This window comes from Microcoleus sp. B3-D7, from assembly GCF_036705305.1.
Taxonomy (GTDB): domain Bacteria; phylum Cyanobacteriota; class Cyanobacteriia; order Cyanobacteriales; family Microcoleaceae; genus Microcoleus.
Genome location: NZ_JAUBUE010000018.1, coordinates 90,440 through 113,134, shown reverse-complemented (window position 1 = coordinate 113,134; position 22,695 = coordinate 90,440). Strand labels below are relative to the sequence as shown.

At 48.3% G+C, this 22,695-nt stretch carries 36 protein-coding genes; 3 read left to right on the top strand and 33 right to left on the bottom strand.

The annotated features are described in order from the left end of the window. Positions 1-452 precede the first annotated feature (452 nt). A complete protein-coding gene (locus tag QUB25_RS29820; protein WP_445251950.1) occupies positions 453-1,019 on the top strand; it encodes a group II intron maturase-specific domain-containing protein in 567 nt (188 codons plus the stop codon). Positions 1,020-1,204: 185 nt separating this feature from the next. Here QUB25_RS29820 and QUB25_RS14860 read toward each other — a convergent pair whose 3' ends face one another. Together QUB25_RS14860 and QUB25_RS14855 are read right to left on the bottom strand one after the other, a co-directional pair. Then, on the bottom strand, positions 1,205-1,366 hold the full coding sequence (locus QUB25_RS14860; RefSeq protein WP_333183910.1) for a hypothetical protein: 162 nt from the start codon (positions 1,364-1,366) through the stop codon (positions 1,205-1,207). Positions 1,367-1,444: 78 nt separating this feature from the next. After that, entirely contained in the window at positions 1,445-1,573 is a 129-nt protein-coding gene (locus QUB25_RS14855) for a hypothetical protein (protein WP_333183909.1), read from the bottom strand. Positions 1,574-1,705: 132 nt separating this feature from the next. Here QUB25_RS14855 and QUB25_RS14850 point away from each other — a divergent pair, with 132 nt between their 5' ends. Then, positions 1,706-1,951, top strand: coding sequence for a hypothetical protein (locus QUB25_RS14850; protein WP_333183908.1), 246 nt, complete (start codon positions 1,706-1,708; stop codon positions 1,949-1,951). A gap of 207 nt (positions 1,952-2,158) precedes the next feature. On the opposite strand, the gene prfA is transcribed toward QUB25_RS14850, so the two are convergent. The 31 genes from prfA to rplC form a co-directional block, all read right to left on the bottom strand. After that, positions 2,159-3,253: a peptide chain release factor 1 gene (gene prfA, locus QUB25_RS14845; RefSeq protein WP_333059813.1), complete on the bottom strand. Its 1,095-nt coding sequence runs from the start codon at positions 3,251-3,253 to the stop codon at positions 2,159-2,161. Positions 3,254-3,598: 345 nt separating this feature from the next. Next, complete coding sequence (gene rpmE / locus QUB25_RS14840; protein ID WP_333059812.1) at positions 3,599-3,907, bottom strand: 50S ribosomal protein L31; 309 nt, start codon at positions 3,905-3,907, stop codon at positions 3,599-3,601. A 307-nt stretch (positions 3,908-4,214) separates the two neighbouring features. Continuing rightward, positions 4,215-4,628 (bottom strand): 30S ribosomal protein S9, encoded by a 414-nt coding sequence (gene rpsI / locus QUB25_RS14835; protein WP_006634975.1) that lies wholly within the window; start codon positions 4,626-4,628, stop codon positions 4,215-4,217. Beyond that, complete coding sequence (gene rplM, locus QUB25_RS14830) at positions 4,628-5,083, bottom strand: 50S ribosomal protein L13 (protein ID WP_015178725.1); 456 nt, start codon at positions 5,081-5,083, stop codon at positions 4,628-4,630. The genes rpsI and rplM overlap by 1 nt, the downstream gene beginning before the upstream one ends. Positions 5,084-5,222: 139 nt before the next feature. After that, entirely contained in the window at positions 5,223-6,065 is an 843-nt protein-coding gene (gene truA, locus QUB25_RS14825; RefSeq protein WP_333059811.1) for a tRNA pseudouridine(38-40) synthase TruA, read from the bottom strand. Between the two features lie 29 nt (positions 6,066-6,094). Next, the gene (gene rplQ, locus QUB25_RS14820) at positions 6,095-6,445 is read right to left on the bottom strand and encodes a 50S ribosomal protein L17 (protein WP_190657966.1); all 351 of its coding nucleotides are present in this window, start codon (positions 6,443-6,445) and stop codon (positions 6,095-6,097) included. A gap of 125 nt (positions 6,446-6,570) precedes the next feature. Then, the gene (locus QUB25_RS14815) at positions 6,571-7,515 is read right to left on the bottom strand and encodes a DNA-directed RNA polymerase subunit alpha (protein WP_332958426.1); all 945 of its coding nucleotides are present in this window, start codon (positions 7,513-7,515) and stop codon (positions 6,571-6,573) included. Between the two features lie 174 nt (positions 7,516-7,689). Continuing rightward, positions 7,690-8,088, bottom strand: coding sequence for a 30S ribosomal protein S11 (rpsK, locus tag QUB25_RS14810; RefSeq protein WP_332978136.1), 399 nt, complete (start codon positions 8,086-8,088; stop codon positions 7,690-7,692). 84 nt (positions 8,089-8,172) lie between these two features. Further along, positions 8,173-8,556, bottom strand: a complete 384-nt coding sequence (rpsM, locus tag QUB25_RS14805) for a 30S ribosomal protein S13 (protein WP_006634981.1) — start codon at positions 8,554-8,556, stop codon at positions 8,173-8,175. An 83-nt stretch (positions 8,557-8,639) separates the two neighbouring features. Next, positions 8,640-8,753: a 50S ribosomal protein L36 gene (gene rpmJ / locus QUB25_RS14800; protein WP_015178722.1), complete on the bottom strand. Its 114-nt coding sequence runs from the start codon at positions 8,751-8,753 to the stop codon at positions 8,640-8,642. Positions 8,754-9,121: 368 nt separating this feature from the next. Further along, positions 9,122-9,346, bottom strand: coding sequence for a translation initiation factor IF-1 (gene infA, locus QUB25_RS14795; RefSeq protein WP_006276978.1), 225 nt, complete (start codon positions 9,344-9,346; stop codon positions 9,122-9,124). 293 nt (positions 9,347-9,639) lie between these two features. Beyond that, positions 9,640-10,224: an adenylate kinase gene (locus tag QUB25_RS14790; RefSeq protein WP_333183907.1), complete on the bottom strand. Its 585-nt coding sequence runs from the start codon at positions 10,222-10,224 to the stop codon at positions 9,640-9,642. Positions 10,225-10,229: 5 nt separating this feature from the next. Next, entirely contained in the window at positions 10,230-11,534 is a 1,305-nt protein-coding gene (gene secY / locus QUB25_RS14785; protein WP_333039629.1) for a preprotein translocase subunit SecY, read from the bottom strand. A 102-nt stretch (positions 11,535-11,636) separates the two neighbouring features. Next, complete coding sequence (rplO, locus tag QUB25_RS14780; RefSeq protein WP_006634984.1) at positions 11,637-12,083, bottom strand: 50S ribosomal protein L15; 447 nt, start codon at positions 12,081-12,083, stop codon at positions 11,637-11,639. A 146-nt stretch (positions 12,084-12,229) separates the two neighbouring features. Further along, on the bottom strand, positions 12,230-12,778 hold the full coding sequence (rpsE, locus tag QUB25_RS14775) for a 30S ribosomal protein S5 (RefSeq protein WP_190745441.1): 549 nt from the start codon (positions 12,776-12,778) through the stop codon (positions 12,230-12,232). A gap of 162 nt (positions 12,779-12,940) precedes the next feature. Next, positions 12,941-13,303, bottom strand: a complete 363-nt coding sequence (rplR, locus tag QUB25_RS14770) for a 50S ribosomal protein L18 (protein WP_333039624.1) — start codon at positions 13,301-13,303, stop codon at positions 12,941-12,943. Between the two features lie 2 nt (positions 13,304-13,305). Beyond that, the gene (rplF, locus tag QUB25_RS14765) at positions 13,306-13,854 is read right to left on the bottom strand and encodes a 50S ribosomal protein L6 (protein WP_333039622.1); all 549 of its coding nucleotides are present in this window, start codon (positions 13,852-13,854) and stop codon (positions 13,306-13,308) included. A 122-nt stretch (positions 13,855-13,976) separates the two neighbouring features. Beyond that, a complete protein-coding gene (gene rpsH, locus QUB25_RS14760) occupies positions 13,977-14,381 on the bottom strand; it encodes a 30S ribosomal protein S8 (RefSeq protein WP_333183906.1) in 405 nt (134 codons plus the stop codon). 22 nt (positions 14,382-14,403) lie between these two features. Then, a complete protein-coding gene (gene rplE, locus QUB25_RS14755) occupies positions 14,404-14,949 on the bottom strand; it encodes a 50S ribosomal protein L5 (protein ID WP_006634989.1) in 546 nt (181 codons plus the stop codon). A 142-nt stretch (positions 14,950-15,091) separates the two neighbouring features. Further along, the gene (rplX, locus tag QUB25_RS14750) at positions 15,092-15,454 is read right to left on the bottom strand and encodes a 50S ribosomal protein L24 (protein ID WP_242719707.1); all 363 of its coding nucleotides are present in this window, start codon (positions 15,452-15,454) and stop codon (positions 15,092-15,094) included. 1 nt (position 15,455) lies between these two features. Next, complete coding sequence (gene rplN, locus QUB25_RS14745) at positions 15,456-15,824, bottom strand: 50S ribosomal protein L14 (protein ID WP_006634991.1); 369 nt, start codon at positions 15,822-15,824, stop codon at positions 15,456-15,458. 116 nt (positions 15,825-15,940) lie between these two features. Then, positions 15,941-16,189: a 30S ribosomal protein S17 gene (gene rpsQ / locus QUB25_RS14740; protein WP_006634992.1), complete on the bottom strand. Its 249-nt coding sequence runs from the start codon at positions 16,187-16,189 to the stop codon at positions 15,941-15,943. Between the two features lie 68 nt (positions 16,190-16,257). Continuing rightward, entirely contained in the window at positions 16,258-16,539 is a 282-nt protein-coding gene (rpmC, locus tag QUB25_RS14735) for a 50S ribosomal protein L29 (protein ID WP_333039617.1), read from the bottom strand. Positions 16,540-16,698: 159 nt separating this feature from the next. After that, on the bottom strand, positions 16,699-17,118 hold the full coding sequence (gene rplP, locus QUB25_RS14730; RefSeq protein WP_333059807.1) for a 50S ribosomal protein L16: 420 nt from the start codon (positions 17,116-17,118) through the stop codon (positions 16,699-16,701). A gap of 114 nt (positions 17,119-17,232) precedes the next feature. Next, positions 17,233-17,961 (bottom strand): 30S ribosomal protein S3, encoded by a 729-nt coding sequence (gene rpsC / locus QUB25_RS14725; RefSeq protein ID WP_006634995.1) that lies wholly within the window; start codon positions 17,959-17,961, stop codon positions 17,233-17,235. Positions 17,962-18,074: 113 nt separating this feature from the next. Further along, the gene (gene rplV, locus QUB25_RS14720) at positions 18,075-18,434 is read right to left on the bottom strand and encodes a 50S ribosomal protein L22 (protein ID WP_006634996.1); all 360 of its coding nucleotides are present in this window, start codon (positions 18,432-18,434) and stop codon (positions 18,075-18,077) included. A gap of 97 nt (positions 18,435-18,531) precedes the next feature. Then, the gene (gene rpsS / locus QUB25_RS14715; protein WP_006634997.1) at positions 18,532-18,813 is read right to left on the bottom strand and encodes a 30S ribosomal protein S19; all 282 of its coding nucleotides are present in this window, start codon (positions 18,811-18,813) and stop codon (positions 18,532-18,534) included. A 113-nt stretch (positions 18,814-18,926) separates the two neighbouring features. Further along, on the bottom strand, positions 18,927-19,790 hold the full coding sequence (gene rplB / locus QUB25_RS14710) for a 50S ribosomal protein L2 (RefSeq protein WP_333039612.1): 864 nt from the start codon (positions 19,788-19,790) through the stop codon (positions 18,927-18,929). A 158-nt stretch (positions 19,791-19,948) separates the two neighbouring features. Continuing rightward, entirely contained in the window at positions 19,949-20,257 is a 309-nt protein-coding gene (locus QUB25_RS14705) for a 50S ribosomal protein L23 (protein WP_006634999.1), read from the bottom strand. Continuing rightward, positions 20,250-20,882, bottom strand: a complete 633-nt coding sequence (rplD, locus tag QUB25_RS14700; protein WP_333059806.1) for a 50S ribosomal protein L4 — start codon at positions 20,880-20,882, stop codon at positions 20,250-20,252. Before rplD ends, QUB25_RS14705 begins: the two co-directional genes overlap by 8 nt. A 191-nt stretch (positions 20,883-21,073) precedes the next feature. Further along, positions 21,074-21,709 (bottom strand): 50S ribosomal protein L3, encoded by a 636-nt coding sequence (rplC, locus tag QUB25_RS14695; RefSeq protein WP_333039608.1) that lies wholly within the window; start codon positions 21,707-21,709, stop codon positions 21,074-21,076. Between the two features lie 431 nt (positions 21,710-22,140). Here rplC and QUB25_RS14690 point away from each other — a divergent pair, with 431 nt between their 5' ends. Then, positions 22,141-22,617: an NAD(P)H-quinone oxidoreductase subunit N gene (locus tag QUB25_RS14690; RefSeq protein ID WP_333059805.1), complete on the top strand. Its 477-nt coding sequence runs from the start codon at positions 22,141-22,143 to the stop codon at positions 22,615-22,617. The last annotated feature ends 78 nt before the right edge of the window (positions 22,618-22,695 follow it).

Sequence of the window (22,695 nt, the reverse complement as noted above, 5' to 3'; positions counted from 1 at the left end):
TGAGCTGATCTTCTCTATTTGACCCTCAGGAGTGAGTGTCAGTAACATGATACCTCATCTTTCTGAGAAAGGCTATAGGTACTTGCTGCTGTAATTGCTTGATATACAGCATCATCAGTTTTTTCCGGTCTGGTCTACAGTCTTGTAACGCTTCGTAGACGCGATTGCCATTGACGATTGAATAATGGATTGAGCGAAAATTCCGCCAAACAAGCCGCATTCCTTGTTGTCATTACTGCATCCATCAGCTCGAATGTTGCATCTTTCGCCAGCACTAATAAATCGTATGCTGCTTGACGAAAGTTCTTTAATCGTTCACTGTTCATTCAGGGAGTGGATAGGTTTTCTTTTTCACCCTCATTCTCTCCCGACGCGGTGGCTCAAGTCCTGCTTTTGCCACCGTTCTCTCTTTTTTAGTCTAAACTCCAGCAGTTAAACCCAATGGTAAATTCATTTCAACACCAAGTCAAAAAGCTACAATTAGCATTAAGGCAAAAGTTAAAGAAGTGATAAAAGATAGTCGTTTCACTCTCGAACATCGCATCAACAAGTGTGGTTCGGTAGTAAGAGGGTGGAGAAATTACCATAGATTCTGCGATATGAGTCAACACAACCTGTGGTCACTGCGCTATTGGTTATGGAAATTCATTCGGAAACAAGGAAGATACAATCGTTATCAAACCAATAAGGTTATAAAAAGAGCAATTCCTGCAATTAGTTGGTCAGCCTGCAAGTTTGTCATTGTCAAGGGAGATAAATCACCCTATGATGGCGATTTTGTTTACTGGTCAAAACGAGAGAATGCTCACTACGATGGGATAACGGCACGACTTCTCAAGAAACAGAATCACAAATGTACAGAATGTAATCTATCGTTCATTTCAGGTGATATTGCAGAATTACACCATATCGACGGCAACCATGACAATTGGAAACCTATAAATTTGGAAGTTCTACATCGTGAATGTCACCAGCATCAGACCGTTCATGGTCAGGTGAGAGTCCGAACAGCGGGTTAAACCCGACTTATTAGGTGTCAGACTAGGAGCCGGATGCAGTGAAAGCTGCACGTCCGCGTTCTGAAGGAGAGGTGTCCCGTGGTAACACAGGCATCGACTCTAATTAACTGAGAGGGGCGGGGAATAATATCCCCCCTCGACTCAACCCTTGCCCACTTATAGCCGTCTACTTGCCCACTGATACATCAACTATTATATTTCCCAGACGACTCAGCCGCCGCCGCGAGTCTATCCATCACAGCTCTACCAATCACTGCCAACTCACTAATTGGTATACATTGAATTTTTTTAAGCAGATCATTAGTATCTACGGGTTCCTGCACCGGCTTGCCTTCAAGATGAGCCATGAGCTCTTCCATCGTAAAGCCTGCTCTTATCGCAATCTGAGTCAAATTTTTCGTATCTGGAAGTACCTGCCCCTTTTCTCAATACAAGACTGAAGCAGCAGAAACTTTCAACAGCTTGCCAAAAGCAGTCAGACTCATCGAGCCGCGCGCTAATTTAACAACCTCACTCAGTTTTTTGTTAGCTTCTGCGTCAACAAAATCAGCCACGAGATAACCACAATTCCTAGTTTACTTGTGTACCAACAAATTTACCTGTCTTGCTGGACAGGAGAAGATGTAGCCGATAGTATTTTACTTTTATTGAAAATTTTAATTAAAATTGATTTGGGAGAAATAGTAATGACCAAGAGACGCACTCAAAAAACTCACAAGCCCAGCCATACACGCCAGAGCCTTACAGCCTCCGGTTGGCTCGAACCCAAATGCTGGCAAATCTCCAAAATAGAAGCTGCCGAAGCCCTGAGAATGCCCGTCAATCGCCTAGTAAAAGTCTACACCAAACAACATCAAGTAATAGTCCTTTACCTGAAAAAGAAAGGACAAAAATGCAGCTCCTTTTTCAGCTACAGACTATTTGGCAGATAGCAACAAGAGGCGATCGCAGCAATTGCCAGTTGTCAAAACAAGCGAATCCTAGCACCCTTAGAAGTCATTGTACAATACGACCTCGAACATTTCAAATATCCAGTGGCGATCGCCGACGCAATTTGGGAGGCTCTACTCAACCATATCTCCCGCGTAACAAGGGGACTGAGGCTGAGCAAACAATGCGCCTAGCCCCCCATCACTCCATCAATTAGTAGAAGCAGCCAACTCAGCCAAACGTTCCTGCTGATCCTGAGAAATGCAAGTTTGAATAATCCCCTCAATATCCCCTTCCAAAACACTATTGAGCGAGAAATTCTCCCCCAAACGGTGGTCCGTAGCCCGATTGTCCTTATAGTTGTAAGTGCGAATCTTCTCCGATCGCGAACCAGTACCAACCTGAGCTAAACGCCGGGACTTCACCTCATCCTGCTGTTCCCGCAACTTCATCTCATAGAGCTTAGCCCGCAAAATCTGCATCGCCCGCTCCTTATTCTGCAACTGACTGCGCTCCTCAGTACAGAAAATCCGAATTCCCGTCGGCTTGTGAAACAAATCCGCAGCAGTTTCCACCTTGTTCACATTTTGACCGCCAGCGCCGCCCGATCGAGCCGTGCTCATCTCAATATCCTTCGGATCGATGTGAATCTCCACATCATCAACCTCCGGCATCACAGCCACCGTCGCCGTCGAAGTATGCACCCGGCCGCCAGCCTCAGTCACAGGCACCCGCTGCACCCGGTGTACTCCAGCCTCAAACTTCAGCTTGCTGTAAACGCTGTCGCCTGTAATTTCCAGAATCACCTCTTTAAAGCCGCCCATTTCCGCCAGCGACTCGCTCACCAACTTCACCTGCCAGCCTTGAGTTTGAGCGTAGCGCGAATACAGCCGCAGCAAATCTCCCGCCCAAATACTAGCCTCATCACCGCCAGTACCGGCCCGAATTTCCAGCATAATATTCTTGTCATCGTTCGGGTCGCGGGGGAGCAGCAAAACCTTCAAACGACTTTCCAAATTCTCCAGCTTCGCCTCAAGTTCCTGAACTTCCAGCGCAGCCATTTCTTGCATATCTCGATCGCCCGCAGCTTCCTTGAGAACCTGTCGCGCGCCCACCAAATCTTCCTGAGTGGTTTTCCACAGAGCAAAAGTATCGACCACTTCCTCCAAGGACGATCGAGCTTTCGCTACCCGTTGAAACTCTTGATTGTCCCTAGCCACATCCGGGTCAGCCATGCGGCGAGTCAACTCATTAAAAGTTTGCTCTACCGACTTCAATTTATCCAGCAAATAAGATTCAGCCATTGTCAGTTGTCCTTTTTCAATCGATTTTAGATTTTAGATTTTAGATTTTAGATTTTAGATTTGAAGAACAGTTGGGATAGAATCTCGATCGAACTCAACTGCCTGCATAGCAAGTCTTCAATCTAAACTCTCCAATCCGAGGGCGGATCGATTTTAGATTTTAGATTTTAGATTTTAGATTTTAGAACTCAAGAGCAGTTAGGATAGAATGTCGATCAAACTCTACGCGATCGAACTCTACTGCCTGCATAGCGAAGTCTTCAATCTAAAATCTAAAATCCGAGGGCGGTAAGTTGCCAGTAGAAAGAACTACTCTCAACAAACAGCGGACAAATGACAATCCGGCTACTTCTTCTTTTTGCCTTTACCAGCAGCCTTAGCAGCATCTGCTTTCGGATCTTCCATTTTAAGCGGTCCAGAGGAAGCATCTGCCTTCGGCATTTCTACCTCGGTCATGCCATACTTCCGCATAAAGCGCTCCACACGACCTTCAGTATCAATAATCTTCTGAGTGCCAGTATAAAAAGGATGATTTCCCGACCAGACATCAACTTGAAGCTTTGGTCTAGTTGAACCCACAGTCATTACCAGTTCCCCGTTGCAATAAACCTGAGATTCGGGATACCACTCAGGGTGAATGCCATCTTTTGCCATTGTTTTTTACTCTCTAATTTTGGAGTTTACAACCATTTTAGCTGCCGCAGGACTTCTAAACCAACAACAGCACCAATTTTGTCTTATACCTTTTGGAACCAGGAATCAGGAATCGGAAATAAACTTGAAAAAAAGGCAGATAAAATCTGAATGATTCTTGCCTTTTCTTTCTTCCTTCTTCCTTCTTCCTTTTTCCTTCTTCCCTCAATCCGTCAATCCGAACTTCCGTTACATCCGTTAAAAAATCCGTTGCCGAACTTTCATTACATCCGTTACATCCGTTACACAATCCGCTGCCGAACCTCGATTATCGCTTCGAGTATTGAGGAGCCTTGCGAGCTTTCCGCAAACCGTACTTTTTCCGTTCTTTGGCCCGCGGGTCGCGAGTCAAATAGCCCTCAGTCTTAAGAGGCTTGCGGTTGTCCGGGTCTAATTGACAAAGTGCTCTAGCGACACCCAAGCGAATCGAATCAGCCTGACCTGTCAAGCCACCGCCTTCGACTTTTACCAAAATGTCGTACTCATTTTCCAGACCCAAAGTTTCCAGAGGGGCCTTAGCAAGAGCCAAATAAGTAGGGTTGAATTGCAGGTACAAATCCCCCTCTTTACCATTGACAGTCAGTATGCCAGTGCCGGGAACCAAGCGCACCCGCGCTACGGAACGCTTGCGGCGTCCGGTACCCCAGTACACAGCGCGACCCGATGTATCTGTTGCTTGCATTACTCATTTCCTCCCGGAATCGTGTGAACAATTAATTCTTCTGGTTTTTGAGCTTGGTGCGGGTGGTTGGGGCCAGCGTACACCTTGAGTTTAGTAAACAGTTGTCTGCCGAGAGAAGTGTGAGGCAGCATTCCCCGTATAGCTTCTTCCACGATTCTTTCGGGTAAACGTGCTTGCAATTTGGCAAAAGTTTCTGTTTTCATGCCGCCCGGTCTTCCAGAATGGCGGCGGTAGATTTTCTGGGTGCGTTTTTTGCCAGTAACAGCGATTTTGTCCGCATTGATGACAATTACGAAGTCGCCGGTATCCATAGAAGGAGTGTAAGTCGGTTTGTGTTTCCCCCGGAGGTACATGGCAACTTCAGTTGCCAGACGGCCCAGCCGCTGGTCGGCGGCATCGACCACGTACCACTTGTGCTCTAGGGAGTCTTGAGTAGGGACGTAAGTTTTGTTCATTGTTTGTTGTTAGTTGTCTATTAACTGTTAACTGTTGTTAGTTGTCAGTTGTCAGTTGTCAGTTGTCAGTTTTTAATTGTTAGTTGTCCTTAGTTTTTTATTAGTAGTTACCTAATGACTAATGACTAATGACTAATGACTAATGACTAATGACTAATTTTGGCTGAGTGTCGTACCAGACATCTGGGGGAAAGGGAAATTCTGAATAGCCAACCCGCAGCAGGCACAAACCTTGAGCGGGAGCGGCATATTTTACCATTTCTCGGCGTTCGTTGACCCAGATATCTGTGAAATTGTCGATCGGCCTTTCCCCGCGACCCACCTGCACCAGCAACCCCACCAGCAGCCGCATCATCCCGTACAGAAACCCGCTCGCCTGAACCTCAATATAGATAAGAGGCCCAGAACGGTGACACTCTGCCACTTGTACGTCCACCCAGGAATGGGGGCGGGCTGAGCCCGCGCGGTGGAAAGCAGCCAGGTGATGCCGCCCGATGAGCGGTGTCAAAGCTGTCTGAATCAAAGATTCATCCACAGGGGCGTGGTAGCAGTGCCAAGCAAAAGGACGCACAAACAAATTAGGAGTCGGATCTGTATAAAGGGTGTAGCGATAGCGGCGCCAACTGGCTGAGAACCGAGCGTGCCAGGTAGGTTCCACCTTTGCCGAAGCTCGAATTAAAATATCTTTTGCCAGTCGAGAGTTGAGAACGCTTGCCCAGCGGTGAGCCGGAATTGGGCCGTGGGCATCAAAATGCGCTACTTGAGCAGCAGCGTGAACTCCCGCATCGGTTCTCCCAGCAGCGTGCAGCGTTACCGGGCGTTCCAGAACAGTCGATATTGCTGTTTCAATTTCTTCTTGTACTGTACGCTGGTTCGGCTGTCGCTGCCAACCGTGAAAGTTAGTGCCGAGGTATTGGATTACTAGAGCAACGCGCTGTATCGATTGGGGATTTTCGATTGGGGATTTTGGATTGTCAGTCATAAATCACAAATCTCCAACCCAAAATTGAATTAAACCAGTTCAACGATCGCCATTTCGGAATTGTCTCCTTGGCGGGGGACAGTTCGTACTACGCGGGTGTAGCCCCCGTTGCGCGAGCCGTACCGTTCTTGGGCTGCTTCAAACAAGGCGTGTACTAACTGTTTGTCGTAGATAAAGCCCATAGCTTGCCGGCGAGCGGCCAAGGAGCCATCTTTTGCCAGGGTAATCATTCTGTCCGCCTCTGGGCGCAGCGCTTTGGCGCGGGCGAGAGTGGTAGTAATTTTACCGTGGCGGATTAATTCGGTGGTCAGCGAGCGCAGCAGGGCGCGGCGCTGGTCAGCCGGTTTGTTGAGTTGGGGAACGCGACAGCGGTGACGCATAGCAGTTGGTAATTGGTAATTGGTAATTGGGTGCCGGGATAGTCCGCGAGTTTTGAGCGGTGATTTCTTTAACTTAAAAACTCACCTACTTAAAATTCAGAACTTTTTTACCCGTTACCCGTTGATTAACTTTTAGCTGATTTTTCCTGTGGCAAGGTAATGCCCAAGCGTTTTTGTAAAGCTTCAATCACTTCTTCGGCAGACTTCTGCCCGAAGTTCTTGATCTCGAGCAAGTCTTCTTGGGTATAATCCAATAAGTCTGCGACTGAGTTGATCTGAGCCCGCTTGAGACAGTTGTAAGCCCGGACGGACAACTGCAATTCTTCGATCGGAATTTGGCTGGTAGGATCGGCTTCACCTGGATACTCTGGTTTGAGAGAATCTTGGGTGATGTCTTTGAGAGGTGCAAATAAATCTACCAGGATGTGGGCAGATTGACTCAAAGCTTCTTGAGGCGTCACGCTGCCATCAGTCCAGATTTCCATAATCAGCCGGTCTTTCTCGACCGTGCCGCCTACCCTAGCATCTTCAACGCTGTAGTTGACTCTGCGAATCGGCATAAAGATAGCGTCAATTTGGAGAAAATCCAAAGCCGACCCATCATCGCGACTGCGGTCTACTGCTCGGTATCCGATGCCTTTTTCAATTCTGAATTCCATTTCCAGAACTGAGCCGGGCGAGAGAGTTGCAATGTACTGGGAGCGATCGATCAATTCCACCTCTGAGGGCAAATCGAATCTATCGGCCGTAACTGTGACAGGCCCCTCAATCCGCAACCTGCCGATTTGCGGCTGCTGAGAATGAGTTTTGAGGACCACCTCTTTCATGTTCAGGAGAATTTCTAGAACATCCTCACGTACCCCTTCGATCGTGGCAAACTCGTGATTGACGCCCGCGATTCGGACTGAAGTTACTGCCGTTCCTTCCAAATTTGACAGCAGAACTCGCCGAAGCGCATTCCCAACAGTTGTTCCTTGACCGCGATCGAGCGGTTCCAGGACAAATTTTCCGTACTGACTGCGGTCTTTGTCAGTGTTAGACTCTATACATTCAATTTGAAACTGCGCCACGGAGTGACCTCCCTTTTCCACTTTGGATTTTTGATTTTGGATTTTAGATTGCAGAGCATACCCCTGAACGGATTTCGGATTTTGGATGGACGGGGCAACAGTTAGAACCATTAGTTTTTGACTTTAAGCAGTTAGCCATTATCCAAAATCTAAAATCTAAAATCTCAAATCGTTTTAGACTCTACGCCGCTTGGGAGGGCGACAGCCGTTGTGAGGAATTGGGGTAACATCTCTAATCAGGGTGATTTCCAGTCCCGCCCCTTGCAGCGCCCGGATTGCAGTTTCTCTACCTGCTCCGGGCCCGCTCACCATTACTTCTATTTGGCGCATTCCTTGGTCGTTGGCTCTGCGGGCAGCACTTTCTGCTGCTGTTTGAGCGGCAAAGGGAGTTCCCTTTTTAGCTCCTTTAAAACCGCTGGAACCTGCCGATGCCCAGGATATCACTTCACCGTTGAGGTCGGTAATAGTTACAATCGTGTTGTTAAAGGTAGACTGGATGTAGCCTACCCCATTGGGTACATTCCGTTTCTGCTTTTTTGCACCAGATTTCTTGCCTGTTTGTGGTCGCGCCATATTAGTCTCTTTAACGTTTCTCTCAACTAATGTCCAGAAGCGCTAGGAGCCAGCAGCCCCCAGCGTATTTTTCCAAAAAAGATGTTACTTCTTGGAAGGTGCCTTTTTCTTGCCCGCAACTGTTCGGCGGACGCCACGACGGGTTCTGGCGTTGGTACGGGTTCGTTGTCCCCGCACCGGCAGACCCAAACGGTGACGCCGACCGCGATAAGTTCCGATGTCCATCAGGCGCTTGATGTTCATTGACTCCCAGCGCCGGAGGTCTCCTTCAATTTGGTATGTGGTTTCTACATGAGCCCGCAGAGCTGTCACGTCGGCCTCTGTTAAATCCTTGACGCGAGTGTCAGGATTGACGCCTGTTGCAGCGATAATTTTTTGGGCCCGCGACAAGCCTATTCCGTAAATGTATGTCAGACCTATTTCGACGCGCTTATCGCGTGGAAGGTCTACCCCGGCAATCCGTGCCACACTTTTTGTCTCCCTAGTTTTCCTGTTTGGCTACAATGTTCAATTAGGATGCACCTGCGTGCAGTACCCAATCTTCGTTTTTTCTAACCTTGGCGCTGTTTGTGTTTCGGGTTAGTGCATATCACCATCACTCGACCGCGACGGCGGATGACGCGACATTTCTCACAAATTTTTTTGACAGATGCTCGAACTTTCATCTTTCTTCCTGCCTGGAGAACCCCGCTCTAGCGGAGAACAGGCACGCTGGGACTGCCCGTAGAGCGGTGGGAGGAGAGGCTGGGCAAGGTGTAGACCTCTCCTCGATTAAATTGTATAAAGTGCGGGTTGTTTCATGAAGGAGCCCGCTTGCACCCACTCCCATTGCTGGGTAAAGTTCCCCTGCGCCAGAGTGTTGGCGAGCGATACTTTTACGGTGTAACAATGACTTAACCCGGTACACCGGTAGGTTGTTGACGCCCTTCTCGGCAACACTACAAACGTAGCATTATAGCATAAATTTGAAGCTTTTTACCAAATTCTCTCTAAATTAAACTTAGAATTCGTTTTTAGAAAGTTTTATCTAAGCCTATTTTTTCCGAAGGCGATAAGTAATCCTGCCTTTGGTCAAGTCATAGGGAGTCAATTCGACTTTGACGCGATCGCCAGGCAGAATTTTGATGTAGTTGCGGCGGATCTTGCCGGAAATGTGAGCCAGCACGTTAAACCCATTATCTAGGTCAACGCGAAACATCGCATTGGGCAGGGATTCCGTCACTGTCCCTTCCATTTCAATTAAATCTTGCTTAGACAATTTGGTATTTACCTCAACTCTACATTTGATTAACTAGGAGTGTCCCGGCGTTGGCCTCAAAACCTATTTACTGGTAGGAGTCAAACGGGAACGGGGGGCAATAATTAGGGCGACTCGATCGACTTGTTGACTCAACCAACCAATTGTTTTAGCTTTACTTGAGTAAAGTTGTGGCAATTAGTATCAAGTTCAATCCGGTCTCTAGCAACCCTCACAAAACCTGATAGCACAAAAAGCTCCTAGTTAACATATCTTAGCAAAAGCTTGTGAGTAACAAGCCGTATTGAGAGGGTTCAAGAGTCGATCGAGAGAGATTGTTGCAGTTCTGCGGTGACTAATTCCATTGCTCGATCGCCATCAACCACAACTAACTGTTGACGGCCGCTGTAAAAATCAATCAAAGGCTCAGTTTGCTCGCGATAAACTTGCAACCGACGGCGGATCGTCTCCTCATTGTCATCCTGCCGGCCCCGCGACAGCAGGCGAGACACCAAAATGTCGTCAGGCACGTCGAGATTAACAGCTTTGAGACCACATTTGGGGTTCGATGTACTCCCCTCGGCACCGCTAAGCTCCTGCAGCAGTTTGTCTAAAAAAGTTGCCTGGGCAACAGTGCGGGGAAAGCCATCGAGAATCCAGCCCGCATTCGCGTCCGGTTCATTCAAGCGTTCCTGCACGATATCCATCAGCAATTGGTCGGGAACCAACTCACCCCTGTCCATGTAAGCTTGCGCCTTTAAGCCCAAGGCAGTTTTCGCCACCACGCAGGCGCGTAGGATTTCGCCCGTAGAAATGTGGGGTATTTTCCAGAGAGCGCCTAATATCTGAGCCTGAGTTCCCTTTCCCGCCCCTGGAGGTCCCATGAAAATAAATTGCATTACGATTACTTCACCATTCCTTCATATCGCTGGGAGATGACGTAAGTTTGAATTTGCTTAGCAGTTTCGATCGCCACACCTACTAGAATCAGTAGGGAAGTTGCGCCAAAACCTCTAAAAGTTTGCACACCGATCGCGCTTTCTACAGCAGTTGGTACAATTGCCACCAGACCGAGAAAAATCGCTCCCAAGAAAGTCAAACGGTTCAAAACCTTCTCCACATAATCACTCGTTTTCTGACCCGGACGAATTCCAGGAATGCTAGCGCCCATTTTCTTCAAGTTCTGAGACATATCTACGGGGTTTACAATCAACGAAGCGTAGAAATAGCTGAAGAACAGAATCAAAGTTAGATAAAACAGCGCGTAAGCCCAAGGGGCAGGGCCGTTCGGACTCAAAACATTAGCAACTTGAACCAAAAACGGGTTATTGAGAGACTGAGCGAGGAAAGAAGGCACAATCAACACCGAAGATGCAAAAATAATCGGCATCACTCCGCCTTGATTCAAGCGCAGGGGCAGATAACTCCGGCTCTCCCGATAAACTTTGCGGCCGACTTGGCGACGGGCCGAAATAATCGGAATGCGGCGAGTACCTTCCTGAACAAAAACAATCCCGACAATAGTTACCAAAAAGACCAGCAGCAGAACGACTACGCGGCCGACAACTTGCGTGTCCCCACTTTGAGCCAATTCAAAAGTTTGTCCCAAAGAGCGCGGCAATACCGACACAATATTGATAAAAATCAGCAGCGACGCTCCGTTCCCGATACCTCGTTCCGTCACCACTTCCGATATCCACATCACAAACATTGAGCCTGCTGTCAGAGCCAAAGCAGTTTGTGCTATGAATAAAGGCGATGGAGACTGAGCAAAAGGGCTGACCCAAATCGCAATGCCAATACTTTGCAGAATTGCCCAGCCCAAAGAAACGTAGCGAGTAATTTGAGAAATTTTGCGTCGCCCCGCTTCTCCTTCATTTTTCTGCAAGTCTTCTAAGCTTGGCAGAGCCGCAGTTAGAAGTTGCACAATAATTGAAGCATTAATGTAGGGCAAAATCCCCAACGCGAAAATCCCCAACGCTGACAAGCCGCCTCCTGAGAACAAGTCCAGAAAGCCAATTAAAGGGCTATTTTGGACGTTTTGGGCAAAGGCGACTCGATCAATGCCGGGGACTGGCAAGTGGACACCCAGGCGTACTAAAATCAGTAAGCCAACTGTTACGAGGATGCGGCCTCGTAAACCAGCAGCTTGAGCCATCTGCATGAACGTCTCTTGTGCAGTTGGCGCTTTCTCTCTACTAACGTCCATAGTTACGATTTTGGATTTTAGATTTGGGATTTTCGACTAAATCATTTTCTGATAGCAAGCTTGAGGATTTGAGATTTGGACAGACTCTCAAACCTCAAATCTTCACGCAACTAATTCACAACTTCCGCCTGCAGCTTCAATTTTGGTGCGAGCACCTGCGGTAAAAGCCGAGGCGCGCACTTGCAAAGGTACATTCAGTTCACCATCTCCTAAGATTTTCAGCGGCCCGTCGTCTGTGGTGACAATTTTTGCTTGGATCAAAGAGGTGAGAGTAACTTCGGTGTTTGCTGGCAGCGATGCTAATTTACTTACATTAATGGTAGTGTACTCTTTCCGGTTCACTAGAGGGAAGCTTTTCAACTTGGGGAGACGGCGGTAGAGAGGATTTTGACCTCCTTCAAAACCGGGTCTAGTGCCGCTACCGGCTCTAGATTTTTGACCGCGCATCCCTTTGCCGGAGCTCGCGCCTTGACCGGCAGAAATACCTCTGCCCAAGCGTCGGGGGCGCTTTTGGGAGCCTGCTTTGGGTCGGGCGTCTTGCAATCTCATAGTTTTAGTAATTGGTAATTGGTAATTGGTATGTAGAGAGGGGGTACGCAGTAGTTTTGAGTGCGTGAGTTTTAAGTTGGGGATTTTTTTATTTTCACCGCAAGCACTTAACACTCAAAACTTACAGTTTCCCATTCTCGCGTGCCCTAACCGTAGAGATTTTCTACTGGAATTCCGCGCTCTTGAGCAACTTCGGACAAGGTGCGGAGGGTGGAGAGGGCATTGACTGCGGCTCGGGCGTTGTTTAAGGGATTTCCAGAACCTAGCTGTTTGGCTAAGATGTTGCGGACTCCTGCTAGTTCGAGAACAGTTCGCACTGCTCCCCCTGCAATTACCCCGGTTCCCGGAGCGGCCGGCCGCATCATCACTTTAGCTCCGCCGCCGTCACCGTTGATGGGGTGAGGGATGGAGTTAGATTTGGTGAGGGGGACTTCAATTAGGTGCTTTTTGCCGTCAGCGACGCCTTTTTTAACGGCACCGATTACGTCGCTAGCTTTGCCGACTCCTACTCCAACTTGACCGCGTTCGTTGCCGATAATGACTATGGCGCGGAAGCTGAGTTTTTTACCACCTTTGACTACTTTGGTAACGCGCCGAATCTGAACAACCCGTTCTTGCCATTCGGATTCTTTTTCGCGCCCTTTGTTGTTGCTGCTGCTTTTTTTCTTGTTGCGCTGTTCTTTTTGTTCTGCCATAGTTTTGTCCTGTGGGAATTAGTAATTGGTGAAAGGCGATCGGCAAGTGGTAATTGTTTGAGTAAAAAGTAAAAATAGAAGAAATCTGGATTTTGCCTTTTAACTTTCAACTTTTGACTTTTTACTTTTTAATTACTCATTACCCGCTACCCATTACCCCCTCTAGAAGTCTAACCCCGCTTCGCGAGCTGCTTCTGCGAGGGCTTTGACACGACCGTGATAGAGGTTGCCCCCCCGATCGAATACGACTTTGACTATGCCAGCGCTGGAACAGCGTTTGGCAATCAACTGACCGACTTGCACGCTCGCGGAGCAGTTGCCGCCAGAACTGAGAGTTGACTTCAATTCGGGATCGAGGGTTGACGCGGCAGCCAAAGTGTGCTGGGCGGTGTCGTCGATTACTTGAGCGTAGATGTGCTGCTCTGAACGAAATACCGCTAGTCTGGGACGTTCGGCGGTGCCGAACACCTTGCGCCGAACACGGCGGTGTCTGCGCTGGACTGATTCTTTGCGAGTAAGCTTCATTGTTACTTCTTACCTGTTTTGCCTGTTTTACCAGCTTTGCGCCGGACGACTTCGCCGCTGTAGCGAATGCCTTTGCCTTTGTAGACTTCGGGCGGACGCACTGCGCGGATGCGGGCTGCTGTATTGCCTACGAGTTCTTTGTCAATGCCGGAGACAATGACGTTGGTGTTGCCTTCAACTGCCATTGTGATGCCTTCGGGAGGGGGCATTTCAACGGGTTTGCTGTAACCGACGTTTAAAATCAGGTTCCGTCCTTGAACCTGTGCCCGATAACCTGTGCCGATAATTTCGAGACGCCGCTGAAAACCTTGAGATACACCTTCGACCATGTTTGCGACTAGGGTGCGGCACAAGCCGTGCAGTTGTCTGGCGACGCGAGATTCGTCTCGGCGAGTAACGAGTAAAGTCTCGCCTTCAATTCCCATAAGGATTTCGGCTGGGATAACTCGGGAAAGTTCACCTTTAGGGCCTTTGACGGCTACTTTTTGACCGTCTAGGGTGACGGTGACTTTCGTGGGGATGCTAATCGGACGCTTGCCAATTCGCGACATAGTTTTTTGTCCTTTGTTTTTAGTTATTAGTCCTTGATTATTAGTGCTTAGTTATTAGTCCTTAGTGATTGATTTTTGAGTCGGTTGCCAACGACCAGTGACTAATGACTAATGACTAATGACTACCAAACATAACAAAGCACTTCACCGCCCAAACCTTGGCGTCGAGCTTCTCTATCCGTCATAATGCCGCTGGAGGTGGAAATAATGGCTATGCCAATTCCGCCTAACACTCTGGGCAATTCTTTACGGTTCGAGTAAACGCGCAGTCCTGGTTTGCTGACTCGCTTAAGTGCCGTGATAATGGGCTTGCGAGTTTTACCTTTGTACTTTAGAGAAAGCACTAAATGTCGCTTGACCCCTTCTGCTTCTGCTTCTTGAAATTCGCCGATGAAGCCTTCACTTTTGAGGACTTGGGCGATGCTGCGGGTCATTTTTGTAGCTGGAATTTGCGTTGTTTGGTGGCGCGCCATGCAAGAATTGCGAATGCGCGTCAACATATCTGCTATGGTATCGTTAGCTGCCATCTTTTGCTTCTTACTCTAGTGCTTAGTTGTCCCGGAACGGCATTCCCATTTCTTTAAGCAAGGCGCGTCCTTCTTCGTCGGTGTTTGCTGTGGTGATAATTGAAATGTCCATGCCTCGAATTTGATCGATGCGGTCATATTCTATTTCTGGAAAAATTAGCTGTTCTCTCAGACCCAAGCTGTAGTTGCCGCGCCCGTCGAAGCTTTTGGGGCTGATGCCGCGGAAGTCGCGGATTCGGGGGAGTGCGAGGTTGATCAGCCGATCGAGAAAATCGTACATCCGATCGCCGCGCAGCGTCACCATAACGCCGACGGGTACTCCTTTGCGGATTTTGAAGCCTGCAATCGCTTTTTTCGCCCGCGTCACCACTGGTTTTTGACCGGTGATGATGCCAATTTCGTTGATCGACGAATCCAGTGCCTTAGCGTTTTGAGATGCTTCTCCCAAACCGCGGTTCACTGTGACTTTGACGAGTTTGGGAACCTGATGGATATTAGTATATTTAAACTGATCCATCAGTGTGGGAACGATTTTTCCTTGATAAAGAACTTTGAGTTTGTCCGGCATAGTTTTTGTGTTTCGTTAACTGTCCCTGGGCTTGGTCAGGGAATTTGTCGATTGTCCGTCCCACCGATGTTAGCTGTTAGTTATGAGTTGAAAAGTCACTTGTCAGAAGGCGGACTAATGACCGATGACTGATAACAAATCACTATTGATCGATGATTTCTCCAGTTTTTTTGAGCTGTCGCAGTTTCCGACCGTCTTCGCTAAATGTATAGCAAACGCGGCTAGCTATTTTTTCTTTTTCGGAATAGTGCATGACATTTGAGCTGTGAATGGGAGCCTCAAATGTGAGTATTTTCCCGGACTCTCCCTCTTGCTGGGGCTTGACGTGCTTTGTTCTGATGTTTACACCTTTAACAATTACTTTGCTGACTTTAGGATATGTCTTTAAGATTTCTCCGACTTTTCCTTTCTCTTTGCCAGTAATTATTTGCACGGTGTCGCCCGCTTTGACGTGCATTCTGTAGCGCTGCGGCTCGCTAGTTGGTTTACCCTTTTTTCCGTACATTTTAAAGTACCTCCGGGGCTAAGGAAACGATTTTAGTAAAGTTTTTGTCGCGCAATTCGCGGGCAACGGGGCCGAAGACGCGAGTGCCTTTGGGGTTGCCGTCTACGTTGATAATAACGGCGGCGTTATCGTCAAAACGAATGCTCATGCCACTGTCGCGACGCAGACCTTTGCGGGTTCTGACAATGACAGCCCGAACAACATCTGATTTTTTGACGGCCATATTGGGGATGGCGTCTTTGACGACGGCAATGATGACATCGCCGACTCCGCCGTAGCGACGGTTGCCGCCTCCCAATACGCGGATGCACATCAGTTTGCGGGCTCCGCTATTGTCGGCGACATTAAGGTATGTCTGGGGTTGAATCATGGTGATTGTTGACTGTTAACTGTTGACTGTTAACTGTTGACTGTTAACTGTTGACTGTTGACGACTAATTGATTAATCAAGTACCGATCGGGCGAGCGCGAGATCGCAATTAACTGTTAGCCGTTTTTTGTCCCGAAAATCTCAGCAACCGTCCAACGTTTGGTTTTGCTCAGTGGGCGAGTTTCAGTGATGCGGACGCGATCGCCGGATTTGCACTGATTTTCTTCGTCATGAGCTTTGTAGCGCTTGGTGCGGACTACGATTTTGCCGTATTTGGTGTGAGAGGAGCGGTTTTCGATTGCTACCACGACGGTTTTATCCATCTTGTCGCTGACTACTACGCCAACTCGTTCTTTAATTGCCATACCTACCTATTTTTGTTGTGCAATTGACTTGTTTTTAGCTACTGTGCGAGCCGAGGCTAGGTTGCTGCTCACTCTTGGCTGACTTCTGGGCTGGGAGCCGAACCTGCGGCTTCTTGAGCTGCGGCTGATTTTTCTGCCGCTTCTTTCTCAGCAACGATTTGGCGCTCGCGTTCAACTGTCATCAATTGAGCTAGCCGGTGTTTGGCGTGCTTGAACAGGTGAGGCTTTTCCATGCGGCCGGTAGCTTGCTGGAGCCGCAATTCCATTAGTTGGCGCTTGACGGCTAAAATTTGCTCTGCTACTGCAGCATCGCTTAATTCTCTAGCTTCTTTAATCTTGGTCAAAGACATAATTGTTTGCTTTCTCGTTAGCGAGCGGTATGACAGAAGACATAATTGTCTCTTAGGCTGAAGGTCGAAGGAAAGAAAAGTTATGAAAGCCAGATTTTAAAATGCTGTAGCCGTTTAAAATGCTGATTAATACAGACCTAATTCTACCTTCGCTCTTCGCTATGACTGGCCTTCTTCGCGAGTGATGAACTTGGTTTTAATTGGTAATTTGAAAGATGCCAAACGCATTGCTTCGCGGGCAGTTTCTTCAGTTACGCCGCCAATTTCAAACATTACCCGGCCCGGTTTGACCACGGCCACCCAAAACTCTGGTGAGCCTTTACCAGAACCCATCCGGGTTTCTGCTGCGCGCTCGGTGACTGGTTTGTCGGGAAAAATGCGAATCCAAATTTTGCCACCCCGGCGGATATAGCGGGTCATGGCGCGGCGTCCGGCTTCTATTTGGCGGGAAGTAATCCAGGCGGGTTCGACGGCTTGGAGCGCGAAGTCGCCAAAGCTAACTGTATTGCCGCGGGTGGCAATACCGCTCATTCGCCCGCGCTGTTGTTTGCGGAATTTCGTTCTTTTAGGGCTTAACATGGCTTTGGGAGTTGGGTAATTGGTAATTGGTAATTGGTAATTGATGATTGCTAATTGCTAATTGGTTTGGAACAACTCACACTTAACAAATGACAACTAACAGTTAACAATTAGCTAGCCTTCGTTCGATCGATCTTCAAAGTTCTGGCGGCGGCGCTTTTGTTTGGTGCGGGGCACTGCTGCATTTGGTGCAGCCTCTTGTTCCTGTCCGGGAATAATTTCGCCTTTGAAAACCCAAACTTTAATGCCCAGAATACCGTAGATGGTTTGAGCAGTGCAGTAGGAGTAGTCGATGTCTGCCCGCAGCGTGTGCAAGGGGACTCTTCCTTCCCGGGTCCATTCCGTACGGGCAATTTCTGCACCGTTGAGGCGTCCGCTGACTTGAATTTTGATGCCTTGGATGCCGACTTTTTGGGCGCGGGTGATCGCTTGGCGGACGACTCGGCGGAAAGATACGCGCCGTTCTAGTTGCTGAGCGATGTATTCCGCGATCAGTGTGGCATCGGCGTCTACTCGCTGGACTTCGACGACGTTGATGCGGATTTGGCGGTTGCTACCCAGTTGCTGCTGCAAACCGACGCGCAAAGTTTCGATCCCTGCTCCGCCGCGGCCTACGACAACGCCTGGTCTGGCGGTGAACACTTCTAGGTCGATTTGATCGGCTTTCCGCTCAATTTTGACCGATGAAATGCCAGCATTGCTGAGGGTTTTACGAACGTACTTGCGAATTTTATAGTCTTCTTGCAAGAGTTCTGGATAGTTTTTGGGATCGGCAAACCAGCGAGAGCGGTGCTCTTGGGTAATGCCGAGGCGAAAACCAATTGGATGTATTTTTTGGCCCATAATAGTTGATGAGTTAATTGGTAATTGGTAATTGGTAATTGGTAATTGGTAATTGGTGATTACCCATTTTTTCAACTTTAAGCTGTTTATTACCTATTACATTTTTCCCTGGTTTAGTTTTCTACGAGCGGAGCTACTACTACGGTAATGTGACAGGTTGGCTTGCGGATTTGGTAGGCGCGACCTTGAGCGCGGGGTCTAAAGCGTTTGAGGACTGGGCCTTGGTCTGCGTAAGCTTGAGAAACTACCAGCTTGGATTTATCCAATCCTGCGTTGTGTTCGGCGTTGGCTACTGCCGATCGCAAAACTTTGACGATTGGTTCGCAGGCGCGGTAGGGCATGAATTCGAGTAAAATCAGCGCTTCTTGGTAGCTTTTGCCGCGAATTTGGTCGAGGACTCGGCGCACTTTGAAGGGGGATGTCCGGATGTAACGGGCGATCGCCTTAATTTCGGATGTGGTATCTATAACCATTTCGATTTGGGTAATTGGTAATTGGTAATTGGGAAAAAGGTAATTGGTAATTGGGAAAAAGTTGATCCGACTACCTATTACCTGTCACCTAATTCGGCTATCTTTTTGCCTTTTTATCACCACTTTTCGCGTGACCTCTAAAGGTGCGAGTGGGGGAAAATTCTCCGAGTTTGTGACCTACCATTTGGTCGGTGAGGTAGACTGGTACGTGCTGTCTGCCGTTGTGAACGGCGATCGTGTGACCTACCATTTGAGGCAGGATTGTGGAAGATCGCGACCAAGTTTTAATTACTTGTTTTTGGCCGGCGGCGTTGAGTTTTTCGATTTTTGTCATCAGAGCATCTGCGACAAAGGGGCCTTTTTTTAGCGATCGAGACATGATTTTTTTAGTAATTCAGGAGTCATTAGGCATGATTCAGCAGTCATTGGTCATCAGTCCTCAGTCATTAGTTAGCAGTTAATAACTAAGCACTGAAGACTGCTGACTGATGACTAGCTTTGTCTACCGCCCTTACCGCGCTTGGAAGATTTGCGGCGGCGGCGGACGATTAAAGCGTCGCTGCGCTTGTTTTTGCGTCGAGTTTTTGCACCCAATGCTGGTTTACCCCAAGGAGTGACAGGCCCCGGACGTCCGATGGGAGCTCTGCCTTCGCCACCGCCGTGCGGGTGGTCTACCGGGTTCATGACACTACCGCGAACGGTGGGTCTACGACCTTTCCAGCGGGTGCGACCTGCTTTGCCGAGGCTGATGTTTCTGGCGTCTGTGTTGCCGACTTGACCGATAGTGGCATAGCAGTCGGCGCGGACTTTGCGCTGTTCGCCGGATGGCAGTTTGAGGGTAACGTAGCTACCTTCTTTTGCCATTAGCTGAGCGCTGGAGCCGGCGGAGCGAACGATTTGTCCGCCTTTTCCAGGTACTAGCTCGACGTTGTGGATGCTGGTACCGAGGGGAATGTTCTTCAGGGGGAGGGCGTTACCAATCTCGATCGGCGCGTCTGGGCCTGAGACAATTACTGTACCGACGTTTAAGTTGAGCGGGTGCAGGATGTACCGTTTTTCGCCGTCTTTGTAGAACAGGAGGGCGATGCGGGCGTTGCGATTGGGGTCATATTCGATCGCCTTGACGGTAGCTGGAATGCTGTGTTTGTCGCGGCGGAAGTCGATGTCTCTATAAAGCCGTTTGTGACCGCCTCCCCGGTGGCGACAGGTAATGACGCCTCGGTTGTTGCGGCCTTGTTTGGTGTGCTTATTACTGGTTAGAGACTTTTCTGGTTCTGATTTGGTAATTTCAGCAAAGTCCGAGACGGTTTGTTCTCGGGTGCTGGAGGTATAAGGTCGGTAAGAACGGATGCCCATAATCGATTTTAGATTTTAGATTTTAGATTTGGGATGCAAGGACTTGGCGGTTTTGGATTTTAGATTTGGGATTATCAGTTAACTTGGTAACTTTCTGGGTTTGGTATTTTCACCAGTTAACCGCAATCTAAAATCTAAAATCTAAAATCCAAAATTGGCTAAACTTCTGGGAATAGGAGTTTGCGGATCGAGTCTCCGTCGGTCAGAGTTACGGTTGCTCGCTTGTAACAAGGTTTAAAGCCGACGAATTTGCCAACTCGACGCTTTTTGCGCGGCGGGTTTTGGGTGTTGACGCCGATGACTTTGACCTTAAATAGTTCTTCGATTGCAGCTTTGATTTGAGGCTTGGTCGCTTTGGGGGCTACGTCGAATGTGAATTGATTTAATTCCATCATTCGGGTAGCTTTCTCGGTGAGAATCGGACGCTGGATCAAATCTGCGTAGTCGCGGGGGTCGATTTTACTCACCGTAAATCTCCTGAATTTTAGCTATGGCTGTAGATGTGACGATAATTTTGTCAGCCGCGAGAACGTCGTAAACATTCAGGGAGGTTGCCAAGATGACGTTTACTAATTCGATGTTGCGTCCTGATAAGTAGACGTTTGGTTGCGGTTCTGGCAAGATTAACAGAACTTTTGTATCGGGTTCAATACCCCAGCGGGCGATCGCACTCAGCAATTCTTTGCTTTTCGGTTTCGGAAATTGCTCTGCAAATTCTTCAACCACAATGATGTCTTCGGTGCGACTTTGGAATGCTGTCCGCAAAGCGAGACGGCGTTCCTTTTTGTTCATTTTGACTTCAAAGTCTCTCGGTTTTGGTCCGAAGATGACACCGCCGCCCCGCCACAGCGGAGAACGGATAGAACCTGCTCTGGCTCGACCCGTGCCTTTTTGACGCCAGGGTTTGCGACCGCCGCCTCTGACTTCCGATCGAGTTTTGGTGCAAGCATTTCCTTGACGGGCGTTATTCAGTTGCCGCGTCAATGCTCTGTGAACGATGTGAGACGCATTTTCTTCTTTGGCTACGCGCAGTTCTAAAGTTGTTTCCCCAACTTCTTCGCCTTGCCAATTTCGGACTACACAATTAACCATATCTTTTGTCCTTTGTCTGTTGTTAGTTGTCTGTTGTTTAGTTGTCTGTCGTCTGTTGTCTGTCGTCTGTTGTCTGTTCTCAGGTCTTAGTTTTCAGCTCTTAGTTTTCAGCTTTTAGTTCTTAGTTATTGCTTGCTACTAACGGCCAACCACTATCTACTGACTGCTGACTACTGACTACTTACTACTGACTAACGTCCTACTTTTTTCTCAGGCACAACATTGACTAAGGCGCCAGCTTTGCCGGGAACTGCTCCCTTAATTAGCAGTAAATTCTGCTCTGTATCCACCCGGACAATTGTTAGTTTGCGGACGGTGACTTGAACGTTGCCCATACGTCCTGCCATTCTTTTCCCAGGATAAACGCGACCAGGAGTAGTTCCAGGCCCGATCGATCCAGGCTCGCGGTGGTTCTTGGAACCGTGAGACATGGGGCCTCGTTTAAAGTTGTGGCGCTTTTGAAAACCTGCAAAACCTTTACCGATGCTGGTACCGATGACATCTACTATTTGTCCCGGTGTAAAAGTATCTGCTTTTAGTTGTTGACCTAATTCAAATGAACTGGTGTCTTCCAATCGGTATTCCTGCAAGTGGCGCAGTGGATTCGCCCCCGACTTGGCAAGGTGTCCTAGTTCTGGCTTGTTGAGAGCCTTTGGTTTGACTTCGTTGTATCCAACTTGAACGGCACCGTAGCCGTCAGTTTGTTTTGTTTTGATTTGAGTTACTGTACAAGGCCCTGCTTGTATGACGGTGACGGGGATGGCTCTCCCTTCGGCGTCAAACACTTGAGTCATGCCTAGTTTAGTGCCAAGAATGCCTACAGACACGGATTTTCTTCCTTTTATTTACGCAAGAGGTTTCGGATTGCGAAATTTACGTCAATCCGCTTGCTCTTGTGCAGAAACATTTATTTCAGTGTTCCTGCAATTAACTGTTATCAACCAACAGCCTTCCTCGGTGTTTAAAATTTGAGTTTTAAATTTGGGAGCGAGCTTGTGGAAGTCTTGCAAGGGTTGAGATTCGCGGATTTTTACCTGCTATATCTCCGAGTTTTGTCTCGGTCTTGCTTGTTTGTGCCAGGACTTGAGCAGCAAACCACTCAGTATCCTTTACGGCGACAATTCACAATAGTACATGAAGTGTTTGCCGTTTGTCAAGGGCGCGATGAGAATTTTTCGCCTCAACTTTAGGATTTATAATATTTCCAGCTCGCAAGCAGCGATCGACCAAATTTTGATACAGCAGGAAACACAAATTTATGGGACTGATTACGACGGGATCTGATCTGATTCGGGATTTGGAAAAGTCGGGGTCGCTGGCCCTGTACGTTCCTTTAGAGGGAGGATTTGAGGGGCGCTACCTCCGCCGGCTGAGGGCCGCGGGCTACGGTGGGTACACGATTTCGGCGCGGGGTTTGGGCGATTTGGCGATGTATTTAACGGGGGTTCACGGGGTACGACCGCCGCATTTGGGCAAGAAAACTACTGGCAACGAAGGGGCGGTTGGTTATACATACTACGTGCCGCCGATGTTGAAAACTCAATTAGACAATTTGCCACCGAAAGCAAAAGGATTGGTGCTGTGGATTATTGAAGGGCAAATTTTGTCGAGTCAGGAGATTGAGTATTTGACTGTTTTGCCGACGTTAGAACCACGAGTTAAAATAGCAGTGGAGATGGGGGGCGATCGAGCTTTTAGCTGGAAGCCACTTAAAGATGCTTTAGTTGCAGCTTAAATTCTGCTGTTTTAGATCGCAAATCTACTAAAAAAACCAGCGAGCAACTAAAGCTCAACAGCTTCTGCTCGCTGGTTT